The following is a 9,060-nucleotide window of genomic DNA, read 5'->3' on the forward strand; positions in this document are numbered from 1 at the left end:
GCCCCCAGAGGGCCCACCCCGAGCCGAAGCCGACGGCCAGGGCGACGACCGCCGCGGCGGCCACGGGTGCGGTCCGCCTCCACCACGCGACGGGCGCGGCCAGCGTGGCCGCCCGCACCGCGACAGGGCCCGGTGCGCCGCCAGGCCCATCCGATCCCGCGGCGTCGGCTTCCGCCAGCAGCCGGCGGCGCAGCGCCTCACGAAAGCCGTCCGGGGGTTCGACTTCCGGCAGCGCGCGCAGCTTCTGCACCAGCCAGCCCAGGCTTGCGAACTCGGCGCAACATTCCGAACATGTGGCGAGGTGCGCCTCGACGGCCGCCCGCTGGTCCGCGGAGAGTTCCTGGTCGACGTACGCCGAAAGTTGGCTGCGATCGAGCTCGCACGTCATCCGCGCCGCCCTCCTTCTTCAGCGGAGACGTCTCGCGACGGAAAAAGTTCCGGTGTCAGGCGGTCCCGCAATTGCAGGCGGGCGCGGTGAATGCGGGACTTGACGGTGCCGAGCGGCAGGCCGGTGAGCTCGGCGATCTCCTCATAGCAAAACCCTTGCAGGTCGCGCAACACGAGCGGCACGCGAAACTCTTCCGGAAGCGCGGCGATGGCGCGTTCGATGGCCCGCCGCTCTTCCCGCCGCAGGGCCTCCGCCTCGGGGCCGGGGGACGGATCGGCGTAGGCCCGCGGGGGCGCGTCCTCGTCCTCCCGCTCCACGGCGAGGAGCGGGCGCCGCCCGCGCCTGCGCATTTCGTCGAGGCAGACGTTGGTCGTGATGCGGTGCAGCCACGTGCTGAACGAGGACTGGCCGCGGAACGCCGGCAGGGACAGGAACGCCTTCAGCAGCGCCTCCTGCGCCATGTCGAAGGCGTCGTCGCGGTTGCCCGTCAACCGCAGCGCGAGCGAGTACACGCGCGCCTGATGCCGCTCGACGAGCGCTTCAAAGGCGGCGACCTGGCCCTGTTGCGCCAGCCGAATCAAGTCGTCCTCGTGAACCAACCGAGCCGCACCTCAAATCCCGCGCCGGGACGTCGCCGCCGACACGCGCCGCATAATGAAAGGGTAAAGTCGCGATGTCCGGCTGGCAAGCGGCTGGAACATGCTACCAGGACAGGTCGAGCCACGCCGTGTCCAACCAGCGCTCCGTCATGTGCAGCCGCTGTCCCATGGCGCGCACCGGAACCAGCGCCTCGCCGTCCCGGACGACGGCGCCCGGCATCCGCTGGCCATAGAACAGCACCTGGCCGTCGTCGCCACGATCGAAGTGGGCGCGGAACGCCTCGGGGAGCTGCGCCACCGGCAGCAGGTAGTCGTCGCCCTGCCTTTCGGCGAATCCCAGCGTTGCGCGGGCGATGGAGACCTGCACCCTGTCGGGGAGCCGCTTCTCCAGCGCGACCGCCTGCACCCGGGACGGGACCGGCGGCAGCGCGGCCGTCGCCTCGCCGACGGCGACGTAGACGGGACTGCGGCCGGCTGCGGCCAACTGTTTCTTCCAAAAGGCGTCGTCGCCCAGATGTTCGTCGAGGCCGGCGGCGCGCAATGCGGCCCGAACGTCCGCAACATCCGGGCGCCCCCTGTGATAGACGTCCGGGTACAGGGCGATCAGCGCCCGGCCGTTCTCGTCGCGCACCACTTCGACGCGGCGATCGACGATGTCGACGGGCGTGCCCACCTGGACGCGGTCGAACAGGCCGACGACGTCCCGATTGCGCATGCGGACGCAGCCGAGCGACACGGCGTGCCCGATCGACGCGTCGTCCGCGGTGCCGTGAATGCCGTACCCCACATATCCCGGGCGGGACAGGCCGAGCCATCGCACGCCGAGCGGGTTGGACGGGCCCGGGCCGATGAAGAAGCCGTCGGCCCAGCCCTGTTCGCGGACGAACCACGACGGAGGGAACCACGACGGGTTTTTCGTCTTCTTGCCGATCGTGAAACGGCCGGTGGGGGTCGCCGTGACGCGCGTGATCTTCCCGACCTTGCGATCCGGCGCGCCGATCGCGACCGGGTACGACGCCACGGCTTCGTCTCCCTTGAAAAGGGTCAGCCGATAGGCCGGCAGGTTGATCTCGATGCGCGTCTTGCCCTCGGCGGCGTGGACGGGCGACGGATCCGGCAGCAACCAGCCGGCGAGGGTCACCAGCGCCAGCGAAACGCCCGCCCACCACAACGGCCGCGCATATCTTCCTCGACTTTCCATCGGCGCGCATCACCGAAAGCATTCCATGCGCGCCCCGGCTTGGATATGCCGATTTCGTGGTATCATCAATGGTGTTCGCCGGAGTGGTGGAACGGCAGACACGCACGACTCAAAATCGTGTGCCCAAAAGGCGTGTGGGTTCAAATCCCACCTCCGGCACCAGGTTTGAAACATTGAACGGCGCGGCCACCGTGGCCGCGCCGCACGTTTTTGCGGGCAAGTCACTTGCTGCTGTCCAGCGGCTGGCTTTGCACGTCGCCGAGCCGCCATCCTTCGGGCGTGTTCTGCAGGACGATGTGGACCTGGACCGTCGACGTGAACGCCCCGCCGCCCCACTCGCTCGCGGGGTAGTGCTCCTGCAGGCGCTCCTCCACGACCGCGGTGTTCTCGTTCGCGGAAACAAGCTTGAGCGACAGCACCGTCTCGCGGTCCGGGAACGTCCACTCGCCTTCGCCGCCGGCGAACTCGCTCGACATGGCCGAGACCAGCGTGTCCGCGTATTCGGGTGTGGCGAGGGTGGCCAGCTCGTGGCGCATCTGTTGCAACAGCTCGTCCTGGAGCGAGGACGCGCGCTCGCCCAACGCCAGCCACGCTTCCGCGGTGCCGCGAATCACCATGCGCGCCTGCTTGTCCAGCGTGTAGGCGAGCGCGGCGAGGCCGTCCGCGGAGGGCGGGTCCGGCAGGACGTACCGCTGCAAGCGCTCCTGCGCGGCGCCGGCCTCGGACGGCGCGGTCTCCGACGGTCCGCCGAGTTCCGACCCCGGAGCGGCCGGTTCCGAAACGGCTGAGCCGCCGGACGCCTCCGAAGATCCGGCCTGCCGCGAGCCCGGCCCGGAAAGGCTGCAGCCTCCCACGACCACCGTGACCGCGATCAACGCCGCGACCAGTGAACCAGCCTTCAAGACGCCCATCCCCCTTCTGGGGCGCATTCCGCCTAATTCTCCGACTTCGACAGCCGCGGCATGTTTTCGACGCGGATTTCGAGGTCGATGAGCTCTCCGCCGCGCAGCACCGTGAGCTTCGCGCGCTCGCCGGGCCGCCTGCGCGCGAGGGCCCGCCGGATCGCGCCGAGGCTGGCGACCGACCTCCCGTCCACGCTCACGACAAGGTCGAGGGGCTCCACGCCGGCCTCCCGCCCCGGCCCCTCCTCCGCCACGTAGGCCACGACGACGCCGCGGTCAACAGGCAGGTCGAAGAGCCTCACCAGCGCCTGGTCGACGATCTCAGGCTCCCCGCCGAATCCCAGCCAGGGATGCGTGGCCTGTCCGTACTCGATGATCTGGTTGGCCACGCGCCAGATGGTCTCCGCCTGCACGGCGAGGCCAAGCCCCTGTCCCCAGGCGATGCCGTTCACGCCCGCCACGCGGCCTTCCAACGTGATCAGCGGGCCTCCCATGTTGCCGGGGTGGACGGCGGCGTCCGTCACGATCAGGCTGTCGACCGGGATCCGTTCCGGACGGTAGATCGTGCGGTCCGCGGCGCTGATCACGCCCATGGACACCGTGGGACCGTAACCGAACGGATCACCCAGAGAAAGGACGACGCGGCCGGGCACGAGTTCCTCAAGGTCGGCCAGAGCGGGGAAGCTGCCCTCGATGCGCCCCTCCACCCGGAGCACGGCGATGAAGTAGAGCGGGTCGGTGGCCAGAGGTCGCGCCTTCCGCTTGCGGCCGTCGAACGTGGTGACGGTGATGTCGTCGTCCTCGTCCCCGAACTGGGCGCTCGCCACGACGTGGTAGTGGTCGATGACCGTCGCCGAGCCGAGCGCGACGGACCCGTCTTTCGAATCTTTCGCCATGATGTGGGCAAGAACCGGACGAGCGGTCTCAAGTGCTCGGATGTTCATCTCAGACCAGGGATCCATGGCGCCATCATAGCACGAAGGGTTACACGTTCGTTACAAAGCCCGCGCGACCACGACGAACGGGCAATAATGTCCGATGATGGAAGCGATGGCACGCGGTGGAAAGGCGCGTCCGGCCCGGTTCGCAATGGCGGTGGCTCTGGCGATCGCACTTTCCGCATGCGGCTGGCTCGCCTCGGCGCGCCCCGCGGACAGGGGCGCCGCGAGCGAAGGGGCCGGCGCGGCGACACCCGCTCCCCTCGCCTCGGAGCCCGTCGCCGCGCTGTCCGCCGCGAGTTCGCCGGAAGCGGGCGCCGGGCCTTCAGAGGGCTCGAGCGAGCCCATTCCGGTGCTGATGTATCACGAACTCGGCGATCCCGCCGGCGCGTGGTCGCAGTTGTATGTCAACCCGGACGACTTCCGCCGCCAGATGGAATACCTCAAAACGCACGGATATCACACCCTCACGCTCGCCGAAGCCGTGGACGTATGGTCGGGCCGCCGGTCCGCCCCGGAAAAGCCGGTCGTCATCACCTTCGACGACGGGTATGAGAGCGCTTATGGCGTCGCGCTGCCCGTGCTGCGCGCGAACGGCCAGGTCGCGACGCTGTTCCTGCAGGCCGGACTGCTCAACCGCCCGCATGCGCTCACGGACGCCATGGTGGAATCCTGGCTGGCGGCCGGCAACGAGCTTGGCTCCCACACCATGACCCATCCCGACCTCCGCCAGGTGTCGAAGAAGCGCCTCACGGAAGAGGTCGCCGGCTCCCGCACCTTTCTCGCCCAGCGCTTCAAGGTCGTCGTGCGGACGTTCGCCTACCCCTCGGGCCGGTACGACGCCCGCGTGATCGCCGCCGTCAAGGAAGCCGGCTACGTGGCGGCGGTCACGACGAACCCGGGGCTGGCCCGCCCGGACGAACGGTACACGCTGCGCCGCATCCGCATCAACCGGTCTGACGGGCTCGACGGCTTCATCAAGAAACTCACGGGCACGCACTGACGGCGATCCCCCGCGCACCGAAGGGGACAGCCCCGCATAGGCTGTCCCGCGAGGGATCGTCATGGTCTACGAAATCGACTGGCTGAACGAACATGCGCTCAAGTTGTCGCGGCCGCTGCGCCAGATGCTGGCCGCGCTCCATCACGTGCCCGAGCCGCTTCCCTGCACGGTCCATCCGCTCTGGCGCGACACCCGGTTGCGGTTCACATCGCTCGACCTGCTCGTCCGGTGTCCGGCCCACAGCGGGGAGCTGGAGGCGCTCAAGGAGGCCGTGCGGCGCGCCCGCGGCCGCCTGCGGGGCCACTACCCGCGGTTCGGCACGGTGCACGTGCGCGTGCCGGCCCACGGCTTGCCCGCGCTCGTCGCACATCCGAGCGTGGAGTACGTCACCGCGAACTACCCGGTGCGGACCCTGCTGGACACGGCCTCGCCGTCGGTCGGTGCGCCGTCGCTGTGGGACCGATCCGTCACCGGCCGCGGCGTGACCGTCGCGATCGTCGACACGGGCGTCTGGCCGCACGCTGACCTGACCCAGCCGCGCAACCGGATCGTTGCGTTTTACGACGCCGTCAACGGCCGCCGCTACCCCTACGACGACAACGGCCACGGCACGCATGTCGCCGGCTGCGTCGCGGGCAACGGGCACGACAGCGCCGGCCGCTTTCGGGGGCCGGCTCCCGAAGCCAGGCTCGTGGCCGTCAAGGCCCTCGACAGGAACGGGGGCGGCACGGCCGCGCAGGTCCTGGCGGGCATCGACTGGGTGATCGAGCAGAGGCAGCGTTACAACGTTCGGGTGCTGTCCCTGTCGCTCGGCTCCCCGGTGGAGGCGGGGACGGAGGATCCGCTCGTGGCGGCCGTGGAGCACGCGTGGCGCGAGGGGATCGTCGTGTGCGCCGCCGCGGGAAACGGCGGGCCCGACGAGGGCTCCGTGGCGACGCCGGGCGTCGCGCCGTCGGTCATCACCGTGGGAGCGAGCGACGACCGCTCGACGCCCGACACCTCGGACGACGTGGTGGCGCCCTTCTCCGGCCGGGGTCCGGCGCCGCGCGGCGTGGCCAAACCGGATGTCGTGGCCCCGGGCGTGGCGATCACGTCGCTGCGGGCCCCGGGAGCCAAGTTCCAGGACTCGCGGCCGAAGGCCACGCGGGGCTATGCGACGCTCTCCGGCACGTCGATGGCCACGCCGATCGTGGCGGGCGTGGTCGCCCAACTTCTGGAGGCCGTGCCGGACGCGAGCCCGGACGAGGTCAAGGCCGCGCTCACGCGAACGGCGCGAGACCTCGGCGCCCCGAAGGAAGCGCAGGGCGGCGGCCTCGTCGACGCGCCCGCCGCGCTCGACGCGCTCCGCCGCCTTCACGCCAACGCCGTTTGACGCGCGGCATCGCGGGACCGGCGAGCACGAGGGAGGGCGGGCGCCCCGCCTTCAGCCGCGCCGGAACCCGATGTGTTCCTTGTCCGGATCGGTGGGATAGATCTTCACCATCAGGACCGCGCCGTACGGCAGCGTGAGTTGCACGGGCACATGGGCCTCGTCGCTCTCCCAGACTTCCAGCGTGACCCAGTCATCGGTGGCGACGACCTTCTCCTTCACCTTGAACACGCTGCCGTCTGTGACCTTGAGCTCGACGACGGGCCCGTGCGTCTCATGCGTGGCGGAATAGTGGGCCAAAAGCTTGAACAGATGCTCCTCGAAGAATGCACGGTTGAACACCGGCTCCGCTCCCTCCGCCCATCCTACACCGGCATGCGGCTGGCGCGCGGCTCGATGGCCTCCCAGCCGTCCAGCCGTCCGCGCGAGATGCCGAAGCGACGCGCCACGAGGTCCCGGCACCCCTCCACCACCTGCCGGCCCAGCTCCAGCCGCTCGCGGAGCGACTCGCCGTCGTACCCGGGTATGGCAAGGAGCTGCAAGACGCCTGAGCGCAAGTCGTACGGGGGGTTCGCCTTGAGGAACTCGTTCGCCAGCCACTTGCGATACGGGACCCAGTCCTGGGTGCAGCCGAAGTAGCACCGCATCGCCGCTTCGGCCACCTGCGCGAACGAATACGCGCAGTCCGCCCAATCCTCCCGCGCGAACGCACGCCGGGCCGCCTGCCATGACGAGCGAAGCTCGCAGTACCAGAAGAGCGCTTCATCGCGGCGTCGATCATCGGAGAGCGCAAGCTGCCGGCGGATGAGGCGGCGGACGTCGCCGTCCGGGTCGACGAGAATGCGTGCGGTCGCGAAGGAGTAGCGAACGTAGGGGGTCCATTCGGCGTGAGCGAGCTCATGCAGGAGCGAGTGCCGCACGTGCGCCACGCGGCCGGCGATGACGGCGGCCTCCAGCCGGCCCGTCCGCCCTGGCGCATGCCTCCAGACGATGCGCAAGTCGATCTCCGCTTCCGGGTCCGGGACGCCGCGCGCCGTCGACCCCTCCCAGAGGATCCCCGCGACGGCGGGCGCGCGCCTTCGATGCGCCCACTCGACCAGTTCCGCCTCCACTTCCCCACCTCCAACGGGGTGATGGCCCTTCCTTTCTCGACCTGTCGCGGGACTCCTGGCAAGTCCCGGCGCTTCACCCCTGGAAACGCGCGCGCAGGCGTGCGAACCGCTCGCGCTGTTCCTCCGCCACCTCCTCGGCCCGCTGCGACCAGGGACCGCCTTCCGTGGCCTTCAGTTCGATGTTTCCCAACGTGATCGCGGCGATGCGGTCGATGAAGGCGAGGATCTCCTCCCGCGACACCGGTCCGTACGCGCCGCTCGCGAGCCGGTCGACGTACTCCTCCACGGTGCACGGCTCCGACCACGAGAGCTCCATGAAGTGTTCGATCAGCGCTTCCACGCGGTTCTCTTCCGCCACGGACGGCCCCCCTCAGTCCAGCGGCCGCGGTCCCCTGAACCGCAGAGGGCTCAGGCCGCCGGTCACCTCGATGACGTTGCCGGTCAGGAAGTCGGAGTCCTCCTCGCACAGGAAGCGGACGACGCGCGCCACGTCCTCGCCCGTGCCGGGCCGCCCGACCGGCGTGCGCTCGTCGCGCGCGCCGCGGGCCTCGGCGATGCGCCGCTCCTTCCACGGATGGCGGATGTCGCCGGGGCAGACGACGTTCACCGTCACGCCGTGGGGCGCCTCCTCGAACGCCAGGGACCGGGCCAGGCTGACGACGCCCACCTTCGCCGCGGCGTACGCCGCGCGACCGGGCCAGCCGGGAGCCTGACCGGCCTCGCTGAAGCCGAAAAGCACGATCCGTCCCCAACGACGCGCCCGCATGCCCGGCAGCGCGCGGCGGACCAGGTGGAACGCCGCCGTCAGGTTGCCGTCCAGCAGCCGCCTCCACTCTTCTGGAGACAGGTCGGCCAGGGTGCGGCGCTCGAACAGGAACGGACCGGCCACGTGGACGAGGATGTCGACGCGCCCGAACATGGATTCCGTCGCCGCGACAAGCCCCTCCGCAGCTTCGGCCTCGCTCACGTCCGCCTGAAAGCTGGCCGCGCGGCGGCCCAGGTCCGCGATGCCGCGGGCTAACGCCTCCGCCTCGGCCGCGCTGTGGACGTAGTTCACGGCGACATCGCAGCCCGCCTCCGCAAGGGCCAGGGCGACGGCTCGGCCCAGGCCCGTGGCGCTCCCCGTGACGAGCGCGACCCGCCGCTCCGCCATGACGGTCCCCCCTAGGCTCCTTCAGCGAGGGCGCGCGCCACCTGCGCGGCGACCCCGGCATTGTTCCGCACGAGCGCCCGGTTGACGGCGAGGCTCCGGCCGCCCGTGAGGCGTTCGACGGCGCTGAGGAGGAACGGGGTGACCTGCTTTCCGTGCACGCCGCGCGCTTCCGCCTCCTTGAGCGCCGCCTGGATCGCTGCCTCCGCCTCGTCGAAGGGCATGGCCACGTCGGCGGGCGGCGGCACGAGCACCACCGCGCCGGCTCCGCCCGCCGCCCAATGGGCGGCGAGGACGGCGGCGCACGCCTGCGGGGCGTCCACGCGGTGCTCCACGGCGATGTCGCTCTCCGCCGCGTAGAACGCGGGCCACCGTGCGCAGCGCCCCCCCAGCACCAG

General features: G+C 70.6%; 12 protein-coding genes and 1 tRNA gene. 3 read left to right on the forward strand and 10 right to left on the reverse strand.

What is annotated here, in order from left to right; translation table 11 throughout:
- The 3 genes from IRZ18_06840 to IRZ18_06850 all read right to left on the reverse strand — a co-directional run.
- Positions 1-388, reverse strand: a 388-nt coding sequence (locus IRZ18_06840; protein MBX5476822.1) for a zf-HC2 domain-containing protein, incomplete at its 3' end; no start/stop codon positions are given.
- Positions 385-987: a sigma-70 family RNA polymerase sigma factor gene (locus IRZ18_06845; protein ID MBX5476823.1), complete on the reverse strand. Its 603-nt coding sequence runs from the start codon at positions 985-987 to the stop codon at positions 385-387. The genes IRZ18_06845 and IRZ18_06840, both read right to left, overlap by 4 nt.
- Positions 988-1,090: 103 nt before the next feature.
- Positions 1,091-2,158 (reverse strand): L,D-transpeptidase, encoded by a 1,068-nt coding sequence (locus IRZ18_06850; GenBank protein MBX5476824.1) that lies wholly within the window; start codon positions 2,156-2,158, stop codon positions 1,091-1,093.
- A gap of 107 nt (positions 2,159-2,265) precedes the next feature.
- Here IRZ18_06850 and IRZ18_06855 point away from each other — a divergent pair.
- Positions 2,266-2,350 (forward strand) — tRNA-Leu (locus IRZ18_06855).
- A gap of 59 nt (positions 2,351-2,409) precedes the next feature.
- On the opposite strand, the gene IRZ18_06860 is transcribed toward IRZ18_06855, so the two are convergent.
- Both IRZ18_06860 and IRZ18_06865 read right to left on the reverse strand, forming a co-directional pair.
- A complete protein-coding gene (locus IRZ18_06860) occupies positions 2,410-3,090 on the reverse strand; it encodes a hypothetical protein (GenBank protein MBX5476825.1) in 681 nt (226 codons plus the stop codon).
- Between the two features lie 32 nt (positions 3,091-3,122).
- A complete protein-coding gene (locus IRZ18_06865) occupies positions 3,123-4,052 on the reverse strand; it encodes a trypsin-like peptidase domain-containing protein (protein MBX5476826.1) in 930 nt (309 codons plus the stop codon).
- Positions 4,053-4,380: 328 nt separating this feature from the next.
- On the opposite strand from IRZ18_06865, the gene IRZ18_06870 reads away from it, so the two are divergent.
- Together IRZ18_06870 and IRZ18_06875 are read left to right on the forward strand one after the other, a co-directional pair.
- A complete protein-coding gene (locus IRZ18_06870; GenBank protein ID MBX5476827.1) occupies positions 4,381-5,031 on the forward strand; it encodes a polysaccharide deacetylase family protein in 651 nt (216 codons plus the stop codon).
- Between the two features lie 61 nt (positions 5,032-5,092).
- Positions 5,093-6,403 (forward strand): S8 family peptidase, encoded by a 1,311-nt coding sequence (locus IRZ18_06875; protein MBX5476828.1) that lies wholly within the window; start codon positions 5,093-5,095, stop codon positions 6,401-6,403.
- 51 nt (positions 6,404-6,454) lie between these two features.
- Here IRZ18_06875 and IRZ18_06880 read toward each other — a convergent pair whose 3' ends face one another.
- The 5 genes from IRZ18_06880 to IRZ18_06900 form a co-directional block, all read right to left on the reverse strand.
- Positions 6,455-6,742, reverse strand: a complete 288-nt coding sequence (locus IRZ18_06880; GenBank protein ID MBX5476829.1) for a hypothetical protein — start codon at positions 6,740-6,742, stop codon at positions 6,455-6,457.
- A gap of 23 nt (positions 6,743-6,765) precedes the next feature.
- The gene (locus IRZ18_06885) at positions 6,766-7,512 is read right to left on the reverse strand and encodes a DUF4037 domain-containing protein (GenBank protein ID MBX5476830.1); all 747 of its coding nucleotides are present in this window, start codon (positions 7,510-7,512) and stop codon (positions 6,766-6,768) included.
- Positions 7,513-7,585: 73 nt separating this feature from the next.
- Positions 7,586-7,870 (reverse strand): hypothetical protein, encoded by a 285-nt coding sequence (locus IRZ18_06890; protein MBX5476831.1) that lies wholly within the window; start codon positions 7,868-7,870, stop codon positions 7,586-7,588.
- 12 nt (positions 7,871-7,882) lie between these two features.
- On the reverse strand, positions 7,883-8,665 hold the full coding sequence (locus IRZ18_06895) for an SDR family oxidoreductase (protein ID MBX5476832.1): 783 nt from the start codon (positions 8,663-8,665) through the stop codon (positions 7,883-7,885).
- An 11-nt stretch (positions 8,666-8,676) separates the two neighbouring features.
- The coding region (locus IRZ18_06900) for a pseudouridine-5'-phosphate glycosidase (GenBank protein MBX5476833.1) at positions 8,677-9,060 on the reverse strand (384 nt) is incomplete at its 5' end.

The organism is Clostridia bacterium (assembly GCA_019683875.1).
Classification (GTDB): domain Bacteria; phylum Bacillota; class Sulfobacillia; order RBS10-35; family Bu92; genus Bu92.

Bases quoted from the DNA above. Each gene is read 5' to 3' on its own strand.
- IRZ18_06865 (MBX5476826.1), bottom strand. From the start codon at position 4,052: ATGGATCCCTGGTCTGAGATGAACATCCGAGCACTTGAGACCGCTCGT.
- IRZ18_06875 (MBX5476828.1), top strand. From the start codon at position 5,093: ATGGTCTACGAAATCGACTGGCTGAACGAACATGCGCTCAAGTTGTCG.
- IRZ18_06895 (MBX5476832.1), bottom strand. From the start codon at position 8,665: ATGGCGGAGCGGCGGGTCGCGCTCGTCACGGGGAGCGCCACGGGCCTG.